This window comes from Burkholderia sp. AU31652, assembly GCF_002223155.1.
GTDB lineage: Bacteria > Pseudomonadota > Gammaproteobacteria > Burkholderiales > Burkholderiaceae > Burkholderia.
The window spans coordinates 894210-916957 of sequence record NZ_NKFG01000004.1; the positions used below are offsets into that span (position 1 = coordinate 894210).

Below are 22748 nucleotides of genomic sequence, written 5' to 3' on the forward strand. Positions count from 1 at the left end.
TCGAATCCGGTCAATTGAACAGGCCGAGCACGGTCTGGAACAGCGTCGCCGCCGTCTGGATCACCTTCGCGTTCGCCTGGTAGAACTGCTGGTACTGCATCAGGTTGGCCGCTTCCTCGTTCGTGCTCACGCCCGACACCGACTGCTGCGCCTGGGTGATCTGGCCGATCAGCCCGGTCTGCGCGGCGCTCGACGATTTCAGCTGGGTCGTCGTGTTGCCGATGCCGTTCACGTAGCTCGCATACGCGCCCGTGAGCGTCGTCGTGCCGTTGCCGAACGCCTTCGAGTTGACCAGCTTCGACAGCGCGAGCGCGTTGGAGCCGTCGCTGGTGCCGCCCGCATACGGCCCGATCGTGAACGAGTCGCCGGTCGCCGGTGCGCCGGACAGCGTGACGCTCACGCCGTTGAGTGCGCCCGCGGCCGTCCCCGACATCGTCATCGTCGCGCCGGCCGACGGGTCGTACGGGACGGTGTCCGTCGGGTTGTTGATCGTGACCGACGTCGGCGGCGTGGTGCCGATCGTCACCGTGGTGCCGACCGGGAAACCCGTCAGCGTCTTCGCCGTCGCGTCATAGGTCAGCTTGGTCGTCGGCACTTGATAGCCCGCGGTGACGCCGCCCAGCGTGATCTTGCCCGTGCCGGTGTTGGTGCTCGCCGCCGACGTGACGGCCGGCGAGGCCGCCGCGATCGCCAACGCACTCGTCGTGGCGAGGCCGAAGCCGTTCAGCGCGCCGCGCGTCGGCAGCACGGTGAACTTGTCACCGGCACTCATCGAGCCCGACGGGACCGAGAAATTCAGCCCGCCGAGCGAAACCGGCATCGGCCCCGCCTTCTGGTCGACCACCGCGCCGCTCGCGCGGTCGGTCAGCGTGTAGTTCGCGCCGTCGAAGGACAGCGTGTAGTCGCTCGTCGTCGGCTGCGACGCGTTCGCGAACGACACGGACAGCGACGCGTTGCCGGTATTGCCCTGGTTCGCGTACACGGTCGGCGACGGTGTCGAGAACAGGTTGCCGCCCTTGTTGCCCGACAGGTCGATGCCGAGCGCGTTCTGCGCGTTGACCTGCGCGGCGAAGCTGGTCGCGATCGCGCCGAGCTGGGCCTGGGCGGGGTCGAGCGTCTGGCTGCGGAACGCGAGCAGGCCGCCGAGCGTGCCGCCCGACAGCGACGAATCGGGCAACGGCTGGTTCGGCCCCTGCGGCTTCGCGCCGGCGATCCCCTGCGACACGACGGTCAGTTCGCTCGGATCCGACGGCGACGTGACGGCCGCCAGCTGGTAGCTCTTGTCGGCGACGACGAGCGGTTGGCCACCCGACATGAACACGCTGTAACCGCTGTCGTTGCGCACGACCTGGATACCGGCCAGGCCCGACAGGTTCGACACCGCGAGGTCGCGCTGGTCCAGCAGCTGGTTCGGCGGCTGCCCCTGGCTGCTCGCCGCCGCGATCTGCTGGTTCAGCTGCGCGATCTGCGCGGTGTACGTGTTGATCTGCGACACGGTGCTGGTGAGCTGCGTGTTCACGCTCTGGCGCAGCGCGTCGTACTGCTGGCCGGCCGCGTTGAGCTGGTTGGCCAGCGTCTGCGCGTTGCTGATCGCGGTCTGCCGCACCGACGGGTCGGACGCGTTGTTCGCGACGTTCTGCAGCCCGGTGAAGTAGTTCGTGATCCCGGTCGAGACCCCCGCCGTCGGGCTGCCGATGTAGTTGTTCAGCTGCGCGACGAGCGTGTACCACGTCGACAGCGCGCCGCCCTGCGTCTGCGCGGTGTTCAGCTGGTCGCTCAGGTACTGGCTGTACTGCCGCTGCACGGTGACGGTGTTCACGCCTTGCGGCATGTAACCGCTGCCCGAGTATTGGCTGCTCGCTTCCGCATACACGGGCCGCTGGACCGAATAGCCGGGCGTCGCCGCGTTGCTGATGTTGTTGCTGGTCGTCGTGAGGCCCCAGAGCGCGGCATTCAGGCCGCTGACGCCGAGGTTCATGAGTGTGTTGGACATGCGCGATCCTGATGAGCCGGCCGCGCGTCGCGGCCGCCGGGTTGCGTGACTCCCGGTATAACGGCCGCCGATCGAAAAAATTGAGGAAAAAATGCACGCGCGACGCGCACGTGCGCGTCGCCGGTTCAGGCGTGCGGCCGAGGGTGCCGCAAACGCCGTGCGGGCCGCCCCGGGCGGGGTCGGCCGCCGCTTGCGCGTCAGGCCCGCGCGAGCGAGCGGCGCTTCATCTCGAGCTGCGTGATCAGCCGCTGCAGCGTGTTCTCCGCGCTGCCCGGCAGCGACATGTAGCGGAAGCCGAGCTGGTAGCGCCGCGACCCGTTCGGCATCTGCGTCGAACGCTGCGACACGAGCTGCAGGTCGAGCGACAGCTTGCCGTGGCCGGTCAGCTCGAGCTCGACGTCGGGCAGCAGCGTGCCGACCTCGAGCGCCTCGACGCGTTCGTCGGCCGTGCGCAGCCCCACGCCGCCGAGCGACAGGTTATGCACCTCGAACAGGAAGCTTTCGCCGTCCGGCAGCTTGCCGCGGCACAGGAACGGATCGACGATCGGCGCATCGACGCGGAAATATTCGCGGCGCTGGATGCACATCAGGACGTCGGGGAAATCGGCGACGAACGCGGGCAGCCCCTCGTAGCGCGTCTCGCGCGGCGTGCCCGTGGAGAATTCGACGCGCACGCCCTCCGGCGCGGCCGCGAACGTACAGTGGGACGCGCCGAGGATGCTGGCGTTCTGCTCCGCCAACGCACCCCAGTCGAACGTAAACGTCCGCGCACCGACATCCACCTCGAGCAGGCGCGTGACGAGCTGGCCGCCCGGGTACTGGACGGTCAGGAAATCGCCGCGATTGACGAGGTTGCGCAGCTGCACGCCGATTTCCAGCGGATTGCGGCGGGCATAGTCGGGCCCGGAGTGGCCTGCATCCAGGCTGGGGTCCGTCGACGTTTCGATATTCATGGCTAGCCGGTCATTCTTGTCATGGGCGCCCGGGCAACCGGTGCGCAATAAAACCGGGCCAGAACGGGGGCCCGGTCGCAGGTCTCTCACACTTAGCGGCAGTGCTGACCGAAAGTTTAGATCGAATTGGGGATTTTTTTCGCGCAAACGTTGAAACCGCGCGCGGCGGGCTGCCGGGCGCGGTCCAGAGGGTGCAACAGGCGGGAGCCGACGGGGGCCGTCAGCCGATCTGCTGCATGATCGAGATCAGCTTTTTCGCGTAGTTCGGGTCGGTCGCGTAGCCGGCCTTCTGCATCCCGTGCGCGAAGCCTTCGACGCTGCGGCTCGCGCTCAGCACGCCCGAGTAGCGCGGGTTGTTCTTCAGCAGGTTCGCGTAATCGGTCATCGCGTGCTCGTACGAATCGTACGCGCGGAATTTCGCGACCACGCGGCGCGGCGTGCCGTTCACGTATTCCGTGGTCAGCGCCGACACCGTGCGGCCGGTCCAGCCCTTGGTCGCCTTGATGCCGAACACGTTGTAGCTCGTCGAGCCGTCGGTCGCGCGGATCTCGCGCTTGCCCCAGCCCGATTCGAGCGCGGCCTGGCCGACGATGAAGCGCGCCGGGATGCCGGTCGACGCGCTGGCCGCCTGCGCGGGGGCCGCGAGCCGGTCGACGAACGCGTCGGCGTCCTGCACGCCGCTCGCGCCCTTCAGCGGCGGCGTCAGCGCGCTGCCGGCCGAATAGCCGCGCGTGCCGGCGAGCCCGCCGTTGTTGGCCGAGTTCGCGTAGGCCTTCGCCATCGCGTTCATCGCGGCGAGGCCACCTTCGTTGCCGGACGCGCCGAAGCCGGCCGCGCCCAGCCCGGCCGCGCCGACGTCGGCCGCCGAATCGCTGCCCGCGCCCTGCCCCGCATTGCGCAGCAGCTGCTTCATCAGCGCGTCGGCCACGCCGATCCCGCGCGTCGACATCTGCTGCGCGAGCTGCTGGTCGAGCATCGACGTGTACATCTTCGACGTATGCGAATCGAACAGCCCGCCGTCGGGCGATGCGTCGCGCATGCTCTTGAGCATCATCTGCGTAAACATCGCGTCGAACTGGCCGGCGACCGCCTTCGCGCCGGCCCGCGGCGATTGCTTCGCCTGCTCGCGCAGGGCGTCGAAACCCTGCACGTCGAGCGCAAAGCGCTGCGTGAGGTCGTTCGCGTTCGGGAGACTGGCTGCCATTTAGATGATCTCCAGGTCGGCGCGCAGCGCGCCGGCGGCCTTCATCGCCTGCAGGATCGACATCAGGTCCGCGGGCGTCGCGCCGAGCGTGTTCAGCGCCTTCACGACGTCGGCGAGATTCGCGCCGGCCGTCACCATTTTCAGCGCGCCGTTGTCCTGCTTCAGCTGGATCTGCGACTGCTGCGCCACCACCGTCTGCCCGTTCGAGAACGGCCCCGGCTGCGACACGACCGGCTGCGTGTTGACCACGACCGACAGGTTGCCGTGCGCGACCGCGCAGCTCTGCAGCGTGACCATCTGGTTCATCACGATCGAGCCGGTGCGCGCGTTCAGGATCACCTTCGCCGCGGCCTTGTCCGGGCTGACGTCGAGGTTCTGCAGCCGCGCCATGAACGCGACCTGCTGCGCCGAATCGGCCGGCGCGGCGAGCTGGATCGTGCGGCCGTCGAGCGCCGTCGCGGTGCCCGGGCCGAAGCTCGAGTTGACCGCGGACACGATCCGCTGCGCGGTGCCGTAGTCCATGTCGTTCAGTTGCAGCTGCAGCACGCCGTTCATCTGCGCGATCGCGTTCGGCACCGAACGCTCGACGATCGCGCCGCCGACGATCCGGCCGGCCGCGAGCTGGTTCACCTGCACGCGGCTGCCGTTCGCGCTGGCGCCGGCGCCGCCGACCGCCATGTTGCCCTGCGCGAGCGCGTAGACCTGGCCGTCCGCGCCTTTCAGCGGCGTCAGCAGCAGCGTGCCGCCGCGCAGGCTCTTCGCGTTGCCGAGCGACGACACGGTGACGTCGAGCGCCTCGCCCGGCCGCGCGAACGGCGGCAGCGTGGCGGTCACCATCACGGCCGCGACGTTCTTCAGCTGCATGTTGCTCAGCTGCGACGCGCCGCCGTTGGCCGACCCGTTGTTGATCGAGATGCCGAGGTTCGCGAGCATGTTCGCGAGCGTCTGCGTGGTGAACGGCGTCTGCATCGTCTGGTCGCCCGTGCCGTCGAGGCCGACGACGAGGCCATAGCCGATCAGCGGGTTGTCGCGCACGCCCTGGATCTGCGCGAGATCCTTCAGGCGCTCCGCGTGCGCGGGCGCCGCGCCGAATGCGCAGGCCATCGCCACGAGCGCGACGGCGAGCCGCGCGGCGGCATGCGCGCGGGCCGAGAGGCGGTCGAGAAGCGTCTTCTGCATCGTCATCACCACGGCGCGATGTTGAGGAAGAAACGCTGCAGCCAGCCCATCGTCTCGGCTTCGTTGATGTAGCCCTTCGACGAGTATTCGATCTTCGCGTCGGCGACCTGCGTCGAGTAGACGGAGTTCGCGCCCGAGATCGTGTTCGGGTTCACGACACCCGAGAAGCGCACGAATTCGTTGCCCTGGTTGATCAGCATCTGCTTCTCGCCGCTGACCACGAGGTTGCCGTTCGGCAGCACGTTGGTGACGGTCACCGTGATCGTGCCGTTGAACGTGTTCGCCGCGCTGGCGCCGCCGGTCGCCGCGAACTTGTTGTTGCCGGCCGCCGACAGGTTCGCCTTCGCGAACAGCCCGCCGAGGAAGCCGGCCGTCGGCACGTTGAAGTCGGTGTTGCCCTGCCGGTTCGTGTTCGCGCCCGACGACTTGGTCGCGTTGATGTTCTCCGCGATCATGATCGTCAGGATGTCGCCGACGTTGCGCGGACGCTGATCCTCGAAGAGCGGCCGCCCCGCGTAGCCGGGGTTGTAGATCGAGCCGGGCGCCTGCATCGACATCGGCGTCGGCGGCTGCGCCGTCATCGGCTGCTGGATGATCGGATCGCGCGGAATCTGCGCGCAACCGGCGGCGAACGCCGCCACCGCGACCGCGCATGCGGCGCGGAAGGTGGCTGACGGGAGGAGGCGAACCTGCTTCATGGCGACGGCGGGTGTTCCGGTTAGCTCTTCATCTGCGTGACGGTCTGCAGCATCTGGTCGGACGTCGTCACGGCCTTGCTGTTGATCTCGTAGGCACGCTGCGTCTGGATCATGTTGACGAGCTCCTGCACGACGTTCACGTTCGACGCTTCGACATAGTTCTGGTTGAGCGTGCCCGCGCCGTTCAGCCCCGGTTGCGATACGTTCGGCGCGCCCGACGACGTCGTCTCGGAGAACAGGTTCTCGCCGCGCGCCTCGAGGCCGGCCGGGTTGATGAAGGTCGCGACCTGCAGCGAGCCGATCTGCACCGAATTGGTCGAGCCCGCCTGCGTGACCGTCACGACGCCGTCCTTGCCGATGGTCAGCGACGTCGCGTTCTGCGGGATCGTGATCGCCGGCAGGACCTGGTAGCCGCTCGACGTGACGAGCTGGCCCTGCGCGTTGGTCTGGAACGCGCCGTCGCGTGTGTAGGCGTTCGTGCCGTCCGGCATCACCACCTGGAAGAAGCCGGCGCCGTTGATCGCGACGTCCTTCGCGTTGCCGGTCTGCGTGAGGCCGCCCTGCGTGTACCGGCGCTCGGTCGCGACCTGCTGCACGCCGGTGCCGAGCTGCAGGCCCGACGGCAATTCCGTCTGCTGCGTCGAGTTCGCGCCCGGCTGGCGGATGGTCTGGTACAGCAGATCCTCGAACACCGCGCGCGACGCCTTGAAGCCGTTCGTGCTGGTGTTCGCGAGGTTGTTCGAAATCACGTCCATCTGCGCTTGCTGCGCATTCATGCCGGTGGCGGCGATGTAGAGCGAACGGTTCATTTATCAGGTCTCCTGCGTAGGCTGGCGCGGGCGCTCAGCTGAAATTGAGCAGCTGGTTCGCCGTCTGCTCGTTCTGGTCGGCCGTCTGGATCAGCTTCGACTGAAGCTGGAACGCGCGCGCGTTGTCGATCATCGCGACCATCGCGGTCACCGGGTTGACGTTGCTGCCTTCGAGCGAATTCGGCGTGACGACCACGTTCGGGTCGGCGTCGGCCGGATTGCCGTCGGCGGTGCGGAACAGCCCGTCGTTGCCGCGCGTGAGCGTGGCCGGGTCGGGGTTCACGAGCTTCATCTGGTCGACGATCGCGACCGCCGTCGGCGGGTCGCCCGGCATCAGCGCGGAAATCGTGCCGTCCTTGCCGATCGTCACTTCCGCGTTCGGCGGCACCGAAATCGGGCCGCCATTGCCGACCACCGGCAGGTTGCTCGCGTTGACGAGCTGGCCGTTCTCGTCGACGTGCAGGTTGCCGGCGCGCGTGTACGCCTCGCTGCCGTCGGCCGCCTGCACCGCCAGCCAGCCCGCGCCCTGCACGGCGACGTCGAGCGGGTTGCCGGTGCGCGTGATCGGACCGGGCGTGTAGTCGGCGCCGGGCGTCGACGCGAGCACGTAGGTGCGCGTCGTCGTCGGGTCGCTCGTGCTGCCGTCGCCGAAATTCATCGGCACCGCGCGATACGTCGCGAGCTGCGCGCGAAAGCCCGTCGTCGACGCGTTCGCGAGGTTGTTCGCGACCACCGCCTGCTGGTCGAGCGACTGCGACGCACCCGTCATCGCCGTGTAGATCAGTCGGTCCATGGCTGCCCGTTGTCCGCGCTTACAGGTTGATGATCGTCTGGTCGACGGCCTGCTGCGTCTTGATCGTCTGCGCGTTCGCCTGGTAGTTGCGCTGCGCGGTGATCAGGTTGACGAGCTGCGACGTGAGGTCGACGTTCGAGTTTTCCAGCGCGCTGCCCTGCAGCTTGCCGTGGTTCGTGCTGCCCGGCGCCGAGATCTGCGGCACGCCCGACGCGGAGCTTTCCGCGTACTGGTTGCCGCCGAGGCTCACCAGCCCGTTCGGGTTGTTGAAGTTCGCGAGCGCGATCTGGCCGAGCACGGCGGTCTGGCCGTTCGAGTAGTTGCCGGTCAGCTTGCCGTCGGCGCCGATCGTGTAGGTCGTCAGCGTGCCGCTCGCGTAGCCGTCCTGCGCGAGGTTGTTCACGCCGTTCTTGCCTCCGTACTGCGTCGTGCCGGTCAGGTCGAGCGTGAGGCTCTGCGGCGTCGCCGAGCCGTCGGTGTTCGGCACCGTGAACTGGAACTGGCCGACCGACGTGGTCGGCGCGGGCGGCGTGCCCGTGGTCGTGCTCTTGATCGCGCCCGACGCGTCGAACGTGACCGTGCCGAGATCCGACGTGGCGCCGCCCTGCACGCCCGCGTACGCTTCCCACGTGCCGGCCGCGGACTTCACGAAGTACATGTTGACCGCCTGCGAACCGCCGAGCGAGTCGTACACCTGGATCGACGTCGAGTAGTTGTAGGTCGTGTTGTCGGTCGCGCTGAACGGCGTCTTGGCCGGCACCGTGTCCTGCGAGTTCAGGTTGAACTGCGCGGCGATCTTGGTCGTCGCGGTCGGCGCGATGTTGGTCGTCGGCGCCTGCAGCGGCACGGTCTGCGCGGTGTTGATCACGCCGCCCCCGTTGGCTGCGTAGCCCATCAGGTTACGGCCCTGCGAGTCGACGATGAAGCCGTTCTTGTCGCGCTGGAACGTGCCGTCGCGCGAGTAGGTCGTCACGCCGTTGTTCGACATCTGGAAGAAGCCGTTGCCGTTGATCGCGACGTCGAGCGACGAGCTCGTCGTGTTGATCGTGCCCTGGCCGAAGTTCTGCTGCACCGCGTTCAGCGACGTGCCGATACCGATCTGCGTGTTGGTCGACGTCGCGACCGAGTTCGCATACATGTCGGCGAACTGCGCGGTGCTCGACTTGAAGCCGACCGTGTTCGCGTTCGCGATGTTGTTGCCGATCACGTCGAGCGCGTTCGATGCACCCGCGAGGCCGCTCAGACCCTGTTGATAACCCATTTCGGTCTCCGTTTCGAGATTGCTCGATCAGTATCAGTTGGAGGTGGTGCCGCTGCCGGATGGCGACGACGCGGTGTTCGGGAAAATCGACGCGACCTGGGTCAGCCCCACGGTCGTGCCGTTCGACAGCACGAGCCCCGCCGTGCCGTCCGCCTGCTTGATCACGCTCTGCACGGTCGACGCCGCGAGCGTCGTGGCCGGCTGCGGCGTGCCGTTGCTGTCGGTGTACGACGCGCTGACGGTGTACTTGCCGTCCGGCAGGGCGTTGCCCGCCGCGTCGGTCGGCGTCCAGTTGAACGGCACGGTGCCGGCCGACTGCGCGCCCGCGTTGATCGTGTTCACCACGGTGCCCGCCGCGTTCTTCACGGTGATCGTCAGGTTCGACACCGAATTCGCGAGCGACACGCCGAACGGCGACGCCGCGCCGCTCTTCACCGCGACCGCGTTGCCCGGCGCGAGCACGTTCGTGCCGATCAGCAGCGCGGCCTGCGTCTGCTGGCCGGCCGTGAGCTGCGAAGACAGCGACGTGAGCGACGTGTTCAGCTGCGCGATGCCGCTCACCGTGTTGATCTGCGCGAGCTGCGACGTCATCTGCGAGCTGTCGACCGGGCTGGTCGGATCCTGGTTCTGCAGCTGCGTGACGAGCAGCTTCAGGAACGTCGCCTGCAGGTCGCTCGCCGACGTGCCGTTGGTCGACGACACTTTGTTGGTGTTCATCGTGTCGGTCGGCAGGTTCGACACGTTGGTGCCGTTGCTGCCGATCGTCGTGTTGGAGGAAGTCATCCTGGGTGGCCTTCTGTCGGAACTGTCGGAACTGTCGGGTCGGTAAGGTCGGTCGGCGCGGCTTACGAGCCGATCGTCAGCGTCTTGAGCATCAGCGTCTTCGCGGTGTTCAGCGTCTCGACGTTGGCCTGGTACGAGCGCGATGCCGAGATCATGTTCACCATCTCCTGCACCGGATCGACGTTCGGCATCTGCACGTAGCCGTTCGAATCGGCGGCCGGGTTCGACGGGTCGTAGGTCGACTTCATCGGCGACGGGTCGTCCATCACCTTCGTCACGCGCACGCCGCCCACGCCCTGGCCGGACGCGGTGCGCGCGCCGCCGATCGGGTCGGTCGCGAACACGACCTGCTTGGCCTTGTACGGCTTGCCGTCGGGGCCGGTCGCGCTGTCGGCGTTCGCGAGGTTCGACGCGGTGACGTTCAGGCGCTGCGACTGCGCGGACAGCGCCGAGCCGGCGACGCCGAAGATGTTCATCAACGAAGGCATGGAAGCTCCTTTTGCTCGGATTCGGCGGCGGTGCGCGCCATCACTGGTTCGACGTGATCGCGGCGATCATCGCCTTGATCTGCTGGGTCATCACGGTCATCCCGGTCTGGTAGTGCAGCGCGTTGTTCGCGAACTGCACGCGCTCGACGTCGAGATCGACCGTGTTGCCGTCGAGCGCCGGCTGCAGCGGCATCCGGTACTGCGCACGGCCGTAGTCGTCCGACGGGCCGCCCGTCGGGATCAGCTTCGCGGTGCCGGCCATGTGGCCCGCCGCCGTCGACACCATCGACATCCCGTTCGTCACGCCGGCCGGTTGCGCCATCGGCAGTTGCGCCGCGTTGCTCGGCGCGAGGCCGCCGCCCGCCTGCTTCAGCGAGCGTGCGAGCGTCGACGCGAAATCGACGTCGCGGGCCTGGTAGCCGGGCGTGTCGGAGTTCGCGATGTTCGACGACAGCAGCTCCTGCCGGTAGGCGCGCACGTCCAGCGCCTGTCGGCCGAACGCGAATTCCGCATCGAGTTTGTCCAGCATGTGTGCGTCTCTCCGTATGAAGCGCTGCACGCCCCTCGCGCCGGATGGCGACTCGAGAGGCTTTTTTCCATGACAGCGATGGTAGGCGTCGGACGCAACCGGCAATCGGGCGAATAACGCGGCAAAGGCCCCCTCTATTCATCGTTTGCGCGACCGCCCCGCTCCCTAGAATGCGAAGCGGAGCAACGGATCGGGGATACGGCGATGACTGGCAGCGCACTTCGCGGAAGGAACGGGCGGCTCACGCACGTCCGGCGTGCGTTTGCGCTCGCCGCGGCGCTGTGGATCGCCGCCCCGGCCGCGCACGCGGACGACGCGATGATCGTGATTCCGGGGCGCGGCGAGACGGCCGAAACCGCGCTCGCGCACGCCAATGCGGCGAGCGGCGGGCAGTTCGGCGGGAATGCGGCGACGGCGCCGGGTTCGGGCCTGGCGCCGGACACGGGTCGTGCCGCGAGCGGCGCGGGTGCGGGTGCCGCCGGCGCGTCCGGCGCCGGCTACGCGGCGCAACCGGCCGGCACGATGGTCGTGACGACCGTCCCGCCGCCGGCTCCTGCGCCAGCCGCAGCGCCGCGCCCTGTCTATGCAGCCGCCCGCATGAATGCCGGAACCGGATATGGCGCGCGGCGCGCCGCCGATCCGAACGCGATCGCGACGGTCGTCGCCGGCACGGCCGAACCCGCATCGAATCCCGTACGGCCGGCCCCGCAGCCGGCGATGACCGCGCGCCTGGCGGCGGCTCGCGCCGCGTCCGCCGCGCCGGCGCCGCGCGCCGTCCCGGTTTCCGCGAACCCCACCCCGGCGGCCAATGCCGCCACCGCGGCCCAGCCCGCGACACCGCCCAGCCAGCAGGATCCCGAGTCGATCCGCCGCACGGCCCTCGCCTTCCTGCAGCAGCAGGTCGCGGGCCTGCCCGGCAAGACCACCACGACGGTCACGACCGCGTTTCCGCGCGGGCTCGCCGCGTGCACGACGCTCGAGCCGTTCATGCCGACCGGCGCGCGCCTGTGGGGCCGCACGACGGTCGGCGTGCGCTGCGCGGGTGAGCGGCCGTGGACCGTCTACCTGCAGGCGAAAGTCACCGTGCAGGCCACCTACTACGTCGCCGCGCGCCAGATCGCGCCCGGCGAGCCGCTTTCCGCGGCCGACCTGGTCGCCCGCGACGGCGACCTGACGGTGCTGCCGCTCGCGGTGATCACCGATCCGGCGCAGGCGATCGGCGCGACCGCGCTCGCGCGCATCTCGGCCGGGCTGCCGCTGCGGCAGGACCTGCTGAAGAGCGCGGCGTCGGTGTCGGCCGGCCAGACGGTGCGGGTGGTCGCGGCCGGGCCCGGTTTCACGATTTCGGCCGAGGGCAGCGCGCTGGCGAATGCGGCGCCCGGCCAGTCGGTGCGGGTACGGATGGCGGCGGGGCAGATCGTCACGGCGATCGTCAAGGACGCCGGCACCGTGGAAATTCCGCTATAGGGACGGATCTCACGGCAAGAATGTAAAGAATTGTTTATTCGGAGCATTTCGGGCTCGCGATGCTAAAGTTCGGGCCGACCCGGCCGTTATCTGGGTCAAACCGAACAGGAAACCCATCGTGAAGATCGATTCCACTCCGAACCCGAGCCCCCTGGCGCCGACCGGCAACGGCGCGACCCGTGCGCAATCCGGCACGGCCTCGTCTTCGTCCGCGCAGGCGGCCGATGCGGGGTCGACCGGCGGCGACCGGAGCGTGAACCTGTCGGGTCTGTCCGGCCAGTTGCGCTCGGTATCCGCGTCCGGCAACGGCGATATCGACACGGGCCTGGTCCAGTCGATCAAGGACGCGCTGAACAACGGCACGCTGACGATCGACGCGAACAAGATCGCCGACGGCGTATTGAATACCGCCCGAGAGCTGCTGCAGCAGCAGCGCCCGGGCAACTGAAGCGGGCCTCGCGAGGCGCGCCCCCCCCGGTTTGCCGGCGCTACCCGCGCCGGCGCGACGAGCATGACGCGATGAGAGAAGAGCTGCTGGCCACGGTCAACGACGAACACGCGACGGTCGAAGCGTTCGCGTCCCTGCTTGCGTACGAGGAAAAGGCGCTGACGATGGCGCAGCCGCTCGAGATGCTGCCCGGGATCGTCGAGAAGAAAAGCGAGCTGATCGACCGGCTCGCGCAGCTCGAACGCACGCGCGACACCCAGCTTTCCGCACTCGGCTTTCCGGCCGGCAAGAAGGGGATGGACCAGGCCGCCGAGCGCGATGCCCGCCTCGCCGGCCGCTGGCAGTTGCTGCAGCAGTCCGCCGAACGCGCGCGCCAGGCCAATGCGAACAACGGGATGCTGATCCGGATCCGGATGGACTACAACGAGCGCGCGCTCGCGGTACTGCGCTCGGCGCCCGCGCCGGCCGGCATCTACGGCGCCGACGGCCGTGTGTCGGCCCTCACGCGCTGAAGCACTGACTGACTGATCGGCGGCAGCGCCGCCACCGTACTCTCCCCGCCGTTCGCGGCACGCCACGTTTCGACAGACCGGGCCCGAGCCCGGCACCCACGGTCCCTTCCGATACACGGTCGCGCAGCCGCGCGCCGTCCCGTCACAACAATCAGAAGAGGGCCGCATGCCATATTTCCGCATTCCGTTTTCATCCCGCGTCGCCGCCGTGTCCGCTGTCGCCACGCTGGGCGCCGCCTTGACGCTCCCCGTCGCACAGGCCGCCGGCCCCGCGCCGCTGCCCACGCCGACGGGCGACATGTCGCTGTCGCCGGCCGGCCCCGACGTCGTGCCGCCGTCCGCATCGAGCCCGCCAGGCGCCACGCCGCGCGCGTCCCGCCGCGGCTCCGACACCTACACGTACCTGCGCTGCTGGTACCGGATCGACGCGGACCCGCTGAAGCCGGCCGCGACCTACGAATGGGCGCGCAACCCGGCCGGCGGCGACTGGTATCGCGTGTCCGGCTACTGGTGGGCGGACGGCATCACGCAGTGGAAGAACATGTTCTACAGCACGACGCCGCAGGACACGCTCGCCGACGTGTGCCGCAAGACGCTGGCCGCGAAAGGCATCAAGACCGACCTCGTGCAGGCGGTCGCGGCGAACAACGCGCTGTCGTTCAACTACACGGTGTGGACCATCGACGCCGCGCAGCAGGACGCGCGCGTCAACAAGCTGATCGTGTTCGGCGACAGCCTGTCCGACACCCAGAACATGTTCAACGCGAGCCAGTGGAAGCTGCCGAACGGCACGAGCTGGAATGCGGGGCGCTTCAGCAACGGCCCGGTGTGGGCCGAATATCTCGCGAACGCGTTGCGGCTGCCGTTCTACAACTGGGCGATCGGTGGCGCGGCGACCGACCAGTACCTCGTCGTGCCGGGCCTCGTGCAGCAGATCGATTCGTGGCGCGAATACATGGATCGCGCGCCGGAGTACCGGCCCGCCAACACGCTGTTCGCGGTGTTCGCGGGCGGCAACGACCTGGTGAACTACGGGCGCTCGCCCGAACAGGCGGCGAATGCGGTGCGCGACAGCCTCGAGCGGCTCGCCGCGGCCGGCGCGACGCGGATCATGCTCGTCACGCTGCCGGACGTGTCGCGCGCGCCGGTGTTCGCGACCCGCACCGACACCGCGAGCGTTGCCGCGCAGGTGAAGGACTACAACCAGCGCCTCGCGGACGCGGCCGCCGCGCTGCGCGCCCGCTACGGCGCGACGTTGCGGCTCGAGGTGTTCGATGCGTATGCGTTGTTCGACGACCTGCTGAGCCACCCGGCCCAGTATGGCTTCGACGATGCGAAGCGTTCGTGCCTCGACATCCCGAAACCGTCGTCGCTCACCTACCTGGGCGCGCAGACGCCGCGTGCGGACTGCCGTGACCCGGCGCGCTTCGTGTTCTGGGACACGCTGCACCCGACCACGCGCACGCACGCGTGGCTCGCCGAGCGGATCGCGCCGTTCGTGCGGGCACGCCTGCTGAACTGACCGGCGCGGGCGGCCGTGCCTACAGCAGCGGACACGCGGTGACCTGCGTGCCGCGCTCCACGCACAGCCGCTCGTAGTCGCGCAGGTACGCGCGCTCGTCGTCGTCCAGCAGGTCGAGATCGATCAGGTCCCAGTCGTAGCCGACCGTCACGATGTTCTCGAACGTGACGGTGTCCGGCTGCGCGTCGTCTTGGCGGATGATCACGATGTTCTCGATCCGCACGCCGCCCTTGCCCGGCACATAGATGCCCGGCTCGACCGAGATCACCGCATTCGGCACGAGCCCGTACTTGGCGCCCGGCGCGAACCGCACGCCGCCCTCGTGCACGTGGATCCCGACGCCGTGCCCGGTGCCGTGGCCGAAATCGTGGCCGTGGTCGCGGCACACCTGCCGCACGAGCGCATCGACGTCGCCGCCCGTCGCGTCGCTCGGAAAGCGCGTGACGAGCCCCTTGATGCAGGCCTTCAGCGCGACCGTGTAGATCTCGCGCTGCCACGGCTGCGCGACCGTTTCCGGCCGGGTCCGGCGCAGCACCACACGGGTGCAGTCCGTCGCGAAGCCGGCTTCGTAGTACGCGCCGCTGTCGAGCAGCACGAGTTCGCCTTCCGTCAGCTCGACGTCCGCGCTCGCCGCGGTGTAATGCGCGAACGCGCTGTTCGCGCCGTTCGCCGCGATCGACGGAAACGTCAGCGCCACCGCCGAGCGTGCGCCGTACGCGTCGTTGATCGTGCGAGCCAGATCGTATTCGGTGTGGCGGGTGCCCGGCTCGCCGGCCTTCGCCCAGCGCATCGTCTCGGCGATCGCCGCGGAGCTGCGCGCGAACGCGTCGCGGAACTGGTCGAGCACCGCCGGCGTCTTGCTGGCCCGCATCGCCTCGACCGGGTTGAAGTCGGCCTGCCGCGCGTGCGGCCACACCCGCTTCACTGCGTCGACGAGCGCGCAGTTCACCGACTCGAAGCCGTAGCACACGTGCTCGACGTCGAACTGCGCGAGAAAGCGCTCGAGCGCCGCGACATCGCGCCGGATCACGTGCAGCGCCGGATACGACGCGAGCGTGACCTCGCAGCGGTCGCAGCCTTCCGGCAGGAACAACGCCACCTGGCCGCCGACCGCGAACAGGAAGCCGAGGTGCGACGACGCATTCGGGATGTGATAGCCGCGGCTGTTCAGCAGGTACGCGAGATCGTCCGACGCGCAGGTGAAGAACGCGGTCTTGCCGTCCGGCGCGCCGGTATGCGCGGCGAGCCGGCGGTTCAGCGTGTCGAGGTTCTGCGCAACGCTCAGGCCGGTCGCCGATTCCGGCACTTCGAAGATCGGCCGCTCGACGCCCCAGCCCGGCAGCGCGATCGCGCGATCGATCTCCCGGTCGACGAGGCTCGTCCAGTCGAGCGACGCGGCCTGCGTCTGTTCGAACAGACGATCGCGCTGCGCGACGCTGACCCGCCGCGCGTCGTAGCCGACCCGCGCGAGCCGGCTGCCGTGCGCGACCAGCCAGTCGGCCATCGCCTGCCAGATCGTCACGTTCATCCCGAGCTTCTCGATGCGCACGCGCGCCGGATCGCACTGCTGCTCGGCCTGCAGGTGATAGCGGCCGTCGACGAACAGCACGAACGGGGGCAGATCGAGTGCCTGCGCGGTCGCCGCGCTCAGGAAGATCCCGCAGCCGGCCGAGCCGTCGAAACCCGACACCGCATAGCGCGGATTGTTGGCGAGCGGCAGGTACTCGGTCACGTATTCGTCCTGCGACGTGACCAGCACCGCGTCGAGCCGCGCCGCATCGAGCAGGCGCGACAGGCCCGCCTGCGTGTCGACGACGGATGCGTCGTACGGGGGAAGGCCGGAGAAGCTGTATTTCAGTCGATCGATCATCGGAAGCCCGTTATGCATTGTTGTCGGCGGCCGGCGGTGACGCGGCGGGGTGCAGGCCCGAGGCAGGCCTGATGCGGCACGGCGCCGCTGCAGGTGGACGTTCGGCCCGGCGCGGCACGGCGCCGGACCGCCGTGCCGTTCCGGCAGCAGTCCTTGAAAAAATTTTCGTCCCACTTAACTTTTTTTGATACGCGCGACAGAATCTAGAGCACGCCGAAATTGAGGTCAAGCTAAAATTTTCGTAGGGCTAAAATCGGCGCGGCGCCTGCGCATCCCGGCACAACGCCACATGAATTCGCCCGGCGACACGGCGCGGTACAATGCGCCGGCATCGCCGTCCCGACGGCCGTGCTTCGTGCGAGGCGCGGAAATCACCGTCCGGCGACTGCACCGCCCGTCCGCTCGCCTCCCGACTCGTTGTCACGAAAGAGATTCATGGATTCAGACATCATGCGTATCGGCCAGCGCATTCGCCGCCTGCGCCGGGAAGCGAAGAAGACGCTGCTGGAAGTCGCGACCGAGGCGAAGCTGTCGGTCGGGTTCCTGTCCCAGGTCGAGCGCCACCTCACGGGCATCTCGCTGTCGTCGCTCGTCAACGTCGCGAAGGCACTCGGCGTGCCGCTCGGCGCGCTGATCGACCAGCCGCGTCAGGCCCAGCCCGATTCGTACGAGGGTCGCCGCAAGCCGTACGCGCTCGACGCCAGGTCGCAGTGGTACGAACGCCTCTCCACCACGTTCGACGGCAGCCAGATCAACGCGCTCAAGGTGCAGATGATGGAAGGCTACCGCTCGGAATGGGTCGCGCACGGCGGCGACGAATTCGTGTACGTGCTGGCCGGCCGGATCTGCTACACGGTCGGCAAGAAGGATTACCCGCTGTCGCCCGGCGACTCGCTGCACTTCGACGCGCGCAAGCGGCATCGGGTCGCCAACGTGGGCGACGGGCCGGCCGAGGTGATCGCGGTCGGCACGCTGCCGCTGTTCGACGACCGTGGCGCCGGGTTCGTGTCGGCGACGATGGACGTCGGTAAGCCGGCGCCCGCCGCAAGTGCGACGCCGGGCGAGCCGCGCGTGAGCCGCCGTGGGCCGGCGCCCAAGCGGGCGGAACGCGAGCGCGACGCCGGCGCGGCGGGAAAGGAAAAGAAGGCCGTGGCCAAGCCGCGCGCATCCGCCGGCAAACGCCCGGCGGCCGCGAAGCCGGCGCGCAAGAAGAAGTCGTAACGGTTGCCGGGGAGGCAGACGCAAGGCGCGCGCCCTTCCCGCCGGCCCTATTCGCCGACCCTATTCGCCGCCCCTATTCGCCGCCCCTATTCGCCGGCCCTATTCGCCGGCCCTATTCGCCGATCTCGAGCGCGTGCGCGACGGCCTCGATCCGTGCGCGATGCACGGCGTCCTTGATCTTCTCCGTATCGTTGCCGATGCCGCGCGCGATTGCGCCGGCGTCGACGCTGCGCGCGGCCGCGAGCGCAACGCGCAGCCGCTCGGCCTGCGGATACGGCTGGGTGTCGAGCCCGAGCCGCCCGCGCGCATCCGATTCGCACGCCTGCAGCATCTCGGCGAACCGCGCCGGCTTGCGCAGCGCGTCGCTGCGCTCGAACAGCCGCACCAGCGCGGCCGCGCCCATCTCCATCACGCGATGCAGGTTGCCGTGCTCGCGCGCGACGACCAGCGCGAGATCGCGGCATTCGTTCGGCACGCGCAGCCGCTCGCACAACGGCTTGAGCAGGTCGACGCTGCGCCCCTCGTGGCCGACGTGGCGCGGCAGCACGTCGGCGGGCGTCGTCGCCTTGCCGAGATCGTGCGTGAGCGCCGCGAAGCGCACCGGCAGCGAATAGCCCTGCTTCGCCGCATAGTCGACGACCATCATCACGTGCACGCCCGTGTCGACTTCCGGGTGGTAGTCGGCGCGCTGCGGCACGCCCCACAACGCATCGACCTCGGGCAGGATGCGCGCGAGCGCGCCGCACTCACGCAGCACCGCGAACATCCGCGACGGCTTCGCCTCCATCAGCCCGCGCGCGATTTCCTGCCACACGCGCTCGGGCACGAGCGCGTCGACCTCGCCCGCCTCGACCATCCGCCGCATCAGCGCGAGCGTTTCGTCCGCGACCGTGAAATCCGCGAACCGCGCGGCGAAGCGCGCGATCCGCAGGATCCGCACCGGATCCTCGACGAACGCGTCGCTCACGTGCCGGAACACGCGCGCGCGCAGGTCGGCCTGCCCGTCGAACGGATCGATCACGGGCCCGACGAGCTCGCCCTCCGGGCTCACCTCGCGCGCCATCGCGTTGATCGTCAGGTCACGCCGCGCGAGATCCTCGTCGAGCGTCACGTCCGGCGCGTAATGGAACTGGAAGCCGTGATAGCCGGCGGCCGTCTTGCGCTCGGTGCGCGCGAGCGCGTACTCCTCCTGCGTGCGCGGATGCAGGAATACCGGGAAATCCTTGCCGACCGGCCGGAACCCCTGCGCGGCCATCTGCTCGGGGGTCGCGCCCACCACCACGTAGTCGCGGTCCTGCACGGGCACGCCGAGCAGTTCGTCGCGGATGGCGCCGCCTACTGCGTAGATGTTCATGGCTGAGGCTCGTATTCGGCGATCACGTTCGTTTCGCGGCGCGCGGCATCGATCCAGCGCTGCACGGCCGGCAGCGCCGTCACGCGCGCCGCATAGCCGGCCGCTTCCGGCGACAGGCCCGGCGCGTACGTGTTGAAGCGCATCACGACGGGCGCGTACATCGCATCGGCAATGCCGAATTCGCCGAACAGGAACGGCCCGCCCGACGCCTCGAGACACGCGCTCCACAGCGCATCGATGCGCGCGACATCGGCGAGCGCGTCGGGGGTCGCGCCGCGCCCCGGCATCGACGCGCGCACGTTCATGCCCATCTGCGTGCGCAGCGCCGCGAAGCCCGAATGCATCTCGGCCGCGACGCAGCGCGCATGCGCGCGCTCGAGCGGATCGGCCGGCCACATCGGAAACTGCGGATAGCGTTCGGCGAGCGTCTCGGCGATCGCGAGCGAATCCCAGATCGCGACGCCGTGGTCGTCGACCAGGCACGGCACCTTGCCGGACGGCGAATACTCGCGAATGCGCGCGGCCGTGTCATCGTGGCGCAGCTCGATCGCGATCTCGTCGAACGGGATGCCGAAATGCGCGAGCAGCAGCCACGGGCGCATCGACCACGACGAGTAGTTCTTGTCTCCAATGACGAGTTTCATGACGGTGTTCCGGAAAACGCGAAGGTGGAAAGGAGGACGTTGCCGGCCTAGCGGCGCGAGCGGAACCAGTCGAACCGGGAGCGCTGCGCGGCCTGGCCGAGATACGCGGGCGCGATGCTTTCGAGACTCGCGGGCGAGATCCCGAGCTCCGGCGCGAGCGGCCCCGACAGCACGTTCGGCACCGACATCGTCGCGAGATTGTCGCGCGTGAGCACGGGCTCGCCGGGCAGGCATTCGAACACGCTCGCCTGCAGCCGCGCAAGCGCGTCGGGCAGCCGCACGATGCGGGCCTGGCGGCCGACCAGCGTGCCGCAATAGCGCACCAGCTGCTCGAGCGTGTAGACGGTCGGGCCGCCGAGTTCGTAGGTCTTGCCGTGTGCGGCTGCGAGATCGAGCGTGTTGACGAACGCGCGCACGACATCGCCGACGAACACCGGCTGGAAGCGCGCGTCGGGCATCGCGAGCGGCAGCACGGGCACCGAGCGCTGCAGGTTCGCGAACGTGTTGAGGAACGCATCGCCGGGGCCGAACACGACCGACGGGCGGAAGATCGTCAGCGCGAGCGAATCGGTCGCCGCGATCGCATGCAGCGCGGCCTCGCCGTCGCCCTTCGAGCGCTGGTACATGCTCGCGCCCTGCGAATCGGCGCCGAGCGCGCTCATGTGCAGCACGCGCTGCACGCCCACCTCGGTGCAGGCGGTCGCGAGCGCGGCCGGCAGCGTGACGTGCGCGCGCTCGAAGCCAGGCCCGTACGGCGTGCCGCGGCCGCCGTGCAGCACGCCGACCAGGTTGATCGCCGCGTGCGCACCGGCGACGAAGCGCGCGAGCGTGCGCGTGTCGAGCGCGTCGAGCTCGACGATTTCGACCGGCAGCATCTGCAGGTGGCGCGCGTGGTCGCGCCGGCGCGTGCCGATCCGCACCTGCTTGCCGGATTCGATCAGCGCATTGACGAGCCGGCTGCCGATGAAGCCGGTGCCGCCCAGCAGCGCGACGGTCTGGCGATCCATGTCGTGAGCCTCAAAAGAACACTGCCGCGTCTCGCGCGGCAGTGTGAAGATTGCGTATCAGGGCGAGATCATGCCTAGACGTTTCTTCAACGACTGCGGTTTGCCCTCGAAGAGCGCCGCGTAGTAGACGGTGTTCGACAGCACGTTCTTCACGTAGTCGCGCGTCTCGTTGAACGGAATCGTTTCTGCGAAGATCGCGCCTTCGACCGGCTGCGTCAACACCTGGCGCCACTGGCGCGGCCGGCCCGGGCCCGCGTTGTAGCCGGCCGTGGCGAGCACCGGCGAGCTGTCGAAGTTGTTGTAGATGTCCGCCAGATACCAGGTGCCGAGCTGGATGTTGGTATCGATGTCGTGCATCTGCGCGCGCGAGATCGTGCCCATGCCGAGCTTCTTCGCGACCATCTGCGCGGTGGCCGGCATCAGCTGCATCAGGCCGCCCGCGCCCACCGACGAACGCGCGCTGATGATGAAGCGCGATTCCTGGCGGATCAGCCCGTACGCCCATTCGGTGTCGAGGCCCGTCGATTGCGCATAGCGCTCGACGATGTTGCGGTACGGCGACGGGTAGCGCAGCGTGAAGTCGTGCTCGGCCTTCGTGCGGTCGGCCGTATTGACCGTGCGGTCGAGCAGCTCGACGCGCTTGCCGTATTCGGCCGCGGCCAGCAGCTGGCGATCGGTCATCCCGCGCAGCGGCCAGTTCCATTCGCGGTTGCCTTCGAGGCGCAGGTTCAGCGCATAGAAACGCTGCGCAAGCGCGAAGCCCGGAATCTTGCTCATCGCGTCGATCTCGGCGTCGCTCACCTTCGTGCGCGGCGGGATCGTCGTGCGCTGGCCGAGCTCTTCGCCGGCGAGTTGCCCGTAGAAGTTGAACTGGCCCGCGACCTGCTCGAATTCCTGGTTCGCCTGCAGCGTGTCGCCGCTCTGCTTGAGCGCGCGTGCATGCCAGTAGATCCACGCCGGATCGTCGCGCAGCGACGGCGGCATCTGCTCGATCGACCAGCGCACCATCGGCCAGTTGCCGGCGAGCAGCGCGGCGCGCGTGCGCCATTCGTAGCCCGGGTTCGACAGCGGCGCATTCGTCGATTTCGCGTACCAGACCGACGCGAGCGGCGAGCGCTTGATCGCGCCCTGGTAGCCGATCGCGCCCCACGCGATCGCCTGCTCCTGCTTGGTCAGCGACGGCGCGACCGTGGTCAGCATCCCGGCGGCGGCGTCCGGATCGTTGCGCGCCATGCGGCCGAGCGCGATCAGTGCGATCTGGTGCGACGTCGCGTCGGGGCCGACGCCGCGCGCGAGGTACAGCGGCGGCGCGCTCGTCGCCTGGTCGAAGCCGACCGGGCGCGGGCCGAGCGCGTCGACGATCTTGCCGCCGAGCGTCGTGTAGTTCTGCTCGTACGCGAGGCGCGCCTGCTGCCACACGTCGTCGCTCGTGAACTGCTGGTTGACCGTGAGCGCGGTGATCAGGTCGACGCACGCGTCGCCGTAATTCTTCGGCTCGACGAGCAGCGCACGCGCCGCTTCGGCGACGTTCTCGCCGCGCGCCGCGCGCGATTCGAGCGCATAGCACTTGACCTGCGTGTCGTCGTCGAGCACGAAGCGCTTGTATTGCTCGTCGAAGTTGCGCCAGTCGTGGCGCGCGCCGAGCACGAGCAGGTAGTCGTTGCGCAGGCGGTCGGCGATCGCCTGGCCGTCGTAGCGCTGCAGGAACGACTGCACGGGCGCGTCCGGCGCGTCCACGCGCGCGCGGCCCGTCGAATCGAACAACTGCGGCTTGATCTGGAAATACTCGACGTAGGACGGTACCGGATAGTTCGGGATCATCGACGCAAGCTGCGCGGCTTTCGCGGCGTCGTTGCGACGCGCGGCTTCACGAAGCTGCACGAAGGTCTGGTCATCCCCGGCGACCGTATCGTCGTTCGGTGCGGCGCACGCAGCCGTACCCGCGACGAGCGCGGCGGCCGAAAGTGTGAGCGCGACCGCGCGATATACTCGGAAAAGGCTGTTCGACATCGT

21 protein-coding genes are annotated in these 22748 nt (G+C 68.9%); 5 read left to right on the forward strand and 16 right to left on the reverse strand.

Features of this window, described 5'->3' with window-relative positions; all coding sequences use genetic code 11:
• Positions 1-10: 10 nt before the first annotated feature.
• The 11 genes from flgK to flgB all read right to left on the reverse strand — a co-directional run bounded on the left by flgK (position 11) and on the right by flgB (position 10690).
• Positions 11-1993, reverse strand: coding sequence for a flagellar hook-associated protein FlgK (gene flgK, locus CFB40_RS16565; RefSeq protein ID WP_089431813.1), 1983 nt, complete (start codon positions 1991-1993; stop codon positions 11-13).
• A gap of 197 nt (positions 1994-2190) precedes the next feature.
• The gene (locus tag CFB40_RS16570) at positions 2191-2946 is read right to left on the reverse strand and encodes a flagellar brake protein (protein ID WP_089431814.1); all 756 of its coding nucleotides are present in this window, start codon (positions 2944-2946) and stop codon (positions 2191-2193) included.
• 220 nt (positions 2947-3166) lie between these two features.
• Positions 3167-4150 (reverse strand): flagellar assembly peptidoglycan hydrolase FlgJ, encoded by a 984-nt coding sequence (gene flgJ, locus CFB40_RS16575; protein WP_089431815.1) that lies wholly within the window; start codon positions 4148-4150, stop codon positions 3167-3169.
• Entirely contained in the window at positions 4151-5329 is a 1179-nt protein-coding gene (locus tag CFB40_RS16580) for a flagellar basal body P-ring protein FlgI (RefSeq protein ID WP_089426671.1), read from the reverse strand.
• 5 nt (positions 5330-5334) lie between these two features.
• Entirely contained in the window at positions 5335-6027 is a 693-nt protein-coding gene (flgH, locus tag CFB40_RS16585) for a flagellar basal body L-ring protein FlgH (protein WP_089431816.1), read from the reverse strand.
• A 20-nt stretch (positions 6028-6047) separates the two neighbouring features.
• Positions 6048-6836, reverse strand: a complete 789-nt coding sequence (gene flgG / locus CFB40_RS16590; RefSeq protein ID WP_089426514.1) for a flagellar basal-body rod protein FlgG — start codon at positions 6834-6836, stop codon at positions 6048-6050.
• 34 nt (positions 6837-6870) lie between these two features.
• Complete coding sequence (gene flgF / locus CFB40_RS16595; protein ID WP_089426515.1) at positions 6871-7629, reverse strand: flagellar basal-body rod protein FlgF; 759 nt, start codon at positions 7627-7629, stop codon at positions 6871-6873.
• 19 nt (positions 7630-7648) lie between these two features.
• Positions 7649-8890 carry a flagellar hook protein FlgE gene (gene flgE / locus CFB40_RS16600; protein ID WP_089426516.1) on the reverse strand — a complete coding sequence of 414 codons (1242 nt, stop codon included), beginning with the start codon at positions 8888-8890 and terminating at the stop codon, positions 7649-7651.
• A gap of 33 nt (positions 8891-8923) precedes the next feature.
• A complete protein-coding gene (locus CFB40_RS16605; RefSeq protein ID WP_089431817.1) occupies positions 8924-9673 on the reverse strand; it encodes a flagellar hook assembly protein FlgD in 750 nt (249 codons plus the stop codon).
• 62 nt (positions 9674-9735) lie between these two features.
• Complete coding sequence (gene flgC, locus CFB40_RS16610) at positions 9736-10161, reverse strand: flagellar basal body rod protein FlgC (protein ID WP_011353470.1); 426 nt, start codon at positions 10159-10161, stop codon at positions 9736-9738.
• Positions 10162-10201: 40 nt separating this feature from the next.
• Positions 10202-10690, reverse strand: a complete 489-nt coding sequence (flgB, locus tag CFB40_RS16615) for a flagellar basal body rod protein FlgB (RefSeq protein WP_039369170.1) — start codon at positions 10688-10690, stop codon at positions 10202-10204.
• 204 nt (positions 10691-10894) lie between these two features.
• Between flgB and flgA the strand changes: the two genes are divergently transcribed.
• The 4 genes from flgA to CFB40_RS16635 all read left to right on the forward strand — a co-directional run bounded on the left by flgA (position 10895) and on the right by CFB40_RS16635 (position 14639).
• Positions 10895-12157, forward strand: coding sequence for a flagellar basal body P-ring formation chaperone FlgA (flgA, locus tag CFB40_RS16620; protein WP_089431818.1), 1263 nt, complete (start codon positions 10895-10897; stop codon positions 12155-12157).
• Between the two features lie 118 nt (positions 12158-12275).
• Positions 12276-12605, forward strand: a complete 330-nt coding sequence (flgM, locus tag CFB40_RS16625) for a flagellar biosynthesis anti-sigma factor FlgM (RefSeq protein WP_089426519.1) — start codon at positions 12276-12278, stop codon at positions 12603-12605.
• A gap of 71 nt (positions 12606-12676) precedes the next feature.
• Positions 12677-13117: a flagella synthesis protein FlgN gene (locus CFB40_RS16630; protein ID WP_089431819.1), complete on the forward strand. Its 441-nt coding sequence runs from the start codon at positions 12677-12679 to the stop codon at positions 13115-13117.
• A gap of 166 nt (positions 13118-13283) precedes the next feature.
• A complete protein-coding gene (locus CFB40_RS16635) occupies positions 13284-14639 on the forward strand; it encodes an SGNH/GDSL hydrolase family protein (RefSeq protein WP_089431820.1) in 1356 nt (451 codons plus the stop codon).
• 19 nt (positions 14640-14658) lie between these two features.
• Here the strand turns inward: CFB40_RS16635 and CFB40_RS16640 are convergent, their stop codons facing one another.
• Entirely contained in the window at positions 14659-16509 is a 1851-nt protein-coding gene (locus tag CFB40_RS16640) for a M24 family metallopeptidase (RefSeq protein ID WP_089431821.1), read from the reverse strand.
• A 435-nt stretch (positions 16510-16944) separates the two neighbouring features.
• Between CFB40_RS16640 and CFB40_RS16645 the strand changes: the two genes are divergently transcribed.
• Entirely contained in the window at positions 16945-17730 is a 786-nt protein-coding gene (locus CFB40_RS16645; RefSeq protein ID WP_089431822.1) for a helix-turn-helix domain-containing protein, read from the forward strand.
• A gap of 112 nt (positions 17731-17842) precedes the next feature.
• Here the strand turns inward: CFB40_RS16645 and CFB40_RS16650 are convergent, their stop codons facing one another.
• From CFB40_RS16650 to CFB40_RS16665, 4 genes are read right to left on the reverse strand one after another with little or no spacing between them, the layout of a single operon-like run.
• On the reverse strand, positions 17843-19084 hold the full coding sequence (locus CFB40_RS16650) for a multifunctional CCA addition/repair protein (RefSeq protein ID WP_089426524.1): 1242 nt from the start codon (positions 19082-19084) through the stop codon (positions 17843-17845).
• Positions 19081-19728 (reverse strand): glutathione S-transferase family protein, encoded by a 648-nt coding sequence (locus CFB40_RS16655; protein ID WP_089426525.1) that lies wholly within the window; start codon positions 19726-19728, stop codon positions 19081-19083. The genes CFB40_RS16650 and CFB40_RS16655 overlap by 4 nt, the downstream gene beginning before the upstream one ends.
• Positions 19729-19775: 47 nt before the next feature.
• Positions 19776-20735, reverse strand: a complete 960-nt coding sequence (locus CFB40_RS16660; RefSeq protein ID WP_089431823.1) for a complex I NDUFA9 subunit family protein — start codon at positions 20733-20735, stop codon at positions 19776-19778.
• Between the two features lie 57 nt (positions 20736-20792).
• The gene (locus tag CFB40_RS16665) at positions 20793-22745 is read right to left on the reverse strand and encodes a lytic transglycosylase domain-containing protein (protein ID WP_089431824.1); all 1953 of its coding nucleotides are present in this window, start codon (positions 22743-22745) and stop codon (positions 20793-20795) included.
• Positions 22746-22748: the final 3 nt, after the last annotated feature.

Excerpts from the sequence above, each read along its gene's own strand:
- flgK (WP_089431813.1), bottom strand. The coding sequence starts at position 1,993 with ATGTCCAACACACTCATGAACCTCGGCGTCAGCGGCCTGAATGCCGCG.
- CFB40_RS16570 (WP_089431814.1), bottom strand. The coding sequence starts at position 2,946 with ATGAATATCGAAACGTCGACGGACCCCAGCCTGGATGCAGGCCACTCC.
- flgJ (WP_089431815.1), bottom strand. The coding sequence starts at position 4,150 with ATGGCAGCCAGTCTCCCGAACGCGAACGACCTCACGCAGCGCTTTGCG.
- CFB40_RS16580 (WP_089426671.1), bottom strand. The coding sequence starts at position 5,329 with ATGCAGAAGACGCTTCTCGACCGCCTCTCGGCCCGCGCGCATGCCGCC.
- flgH (WP_089431816.1), bottom strand. The coding sequence starts at position 6,027 with ATGAAGCAGGTTCGCCTCCTCCCGTCAGCCACCTTCCGCGCCGCATGC.
- flgG (WP_089426514.1), bottom strand. The coding sequence starts at position 6,836 with ATGAACCGTTCGCTCTACATCGCCGCCACCGGCATGAATGCGCAGCAA.
- flgF (WP_089426515.1), bottom strand. The coding sequence starts at position 7,629 with ATGGACCGACTGATCTACACGGCGATGACGGGTGCGTCGCAGTCGCTC.
- flgE (WP_089426516.1), bottom strand. The coding sequence starts at position 8,890 with ATGGGTTATCAACAGGGTCTGAGCGGCCTCGCGGGTGCATCGAACGCG.
- CFB40_RS16605 (WP_089431817.1), bottom strand. The coding sequence starts at position 9,673 with ATGACTTCCTCCAACACGACGATCGGCAGCAACGGCACCAACGTGTCG.
- flgC (WP_011353470.1), bottom strand. The coding sequence starts at position 10,161 with ATGCCTTCGTTGATGAACATCTTCGGCGTCGCCGGCTCGGCGCTGTCC.
- flgB (WP_039369170.1), bottom strand. The coding sequence starts at position 10,690 with ATGCTGGACAAACTCGATGCGGAATTCGCGTTCGGCCGACAGGCGCTG.
- flgA (WP_089431818.1), top strand. The coding sequence starts at position 10,895 with ATGACTGGCAGCGCACTTCGCGGAAGGAACGGGCGGCTCACGCACGTC.
- CFB40_RS16630 (WP_089431819.1), top strand. The coding sequence starts at position 12,677 with ATGAGAGAAGAGCTGCTGGCCACGGTCAACGACGAACACGCGACGGTC.
- CFB40_RS16635 (WP_089431820.1), top strand. The coding sequence starts at position 13,284 with ATGCCATATTTCCGCATTCCGTTTTCATCCCGCGTCGCCGCCGTGTCC.
- CFB40_RS16640 (WP_089431821.1), bottom strand. The coding sequence starts at position 16,509 with ATGATCGATCGACTGAAATACAGCTTCTCCGGCCTTCCCCCGTACGAC.
- CFB40_RS16645 (WP_089431822.1), top strand. The coding sequence starts at position 16,945 with ATGGATTCAGACATCATGCGTATCGGCCAGCGCATTCGCCGCCTGCGC.
- CFB40_RS16650 (WP_089426524.1), bottom strand. The coding sequence starts at position 19,084 with ATGAACATCTACGCAGTAGGCGGCGCCATCCGCGACGAACTGCTCGGC.
- CFB40_RS16655 (WP_089426525.1), bottom strand. The coding sequence starts at position 19,728 with ATGAAACTCGTCATTGGAGACAAGAACTACTCGTCGTGGTCGATGCGC.
- CFB40_RS16660 (WP_089431823.1), bottom strand. The coding sequence starts at position 20,735 with ATGGATCGCCAGACCGTCGCGCTGCTGGGCGGCACCGGCTTCATCGGC.
- CFB40_RS16665 (WP_089431824.1), bottom strand. The coding sequence starts at position 22,745 with ATGTCGAACAGCCTTTTCCGAGTATATCGCGCGGTCGCGCTCACACTT.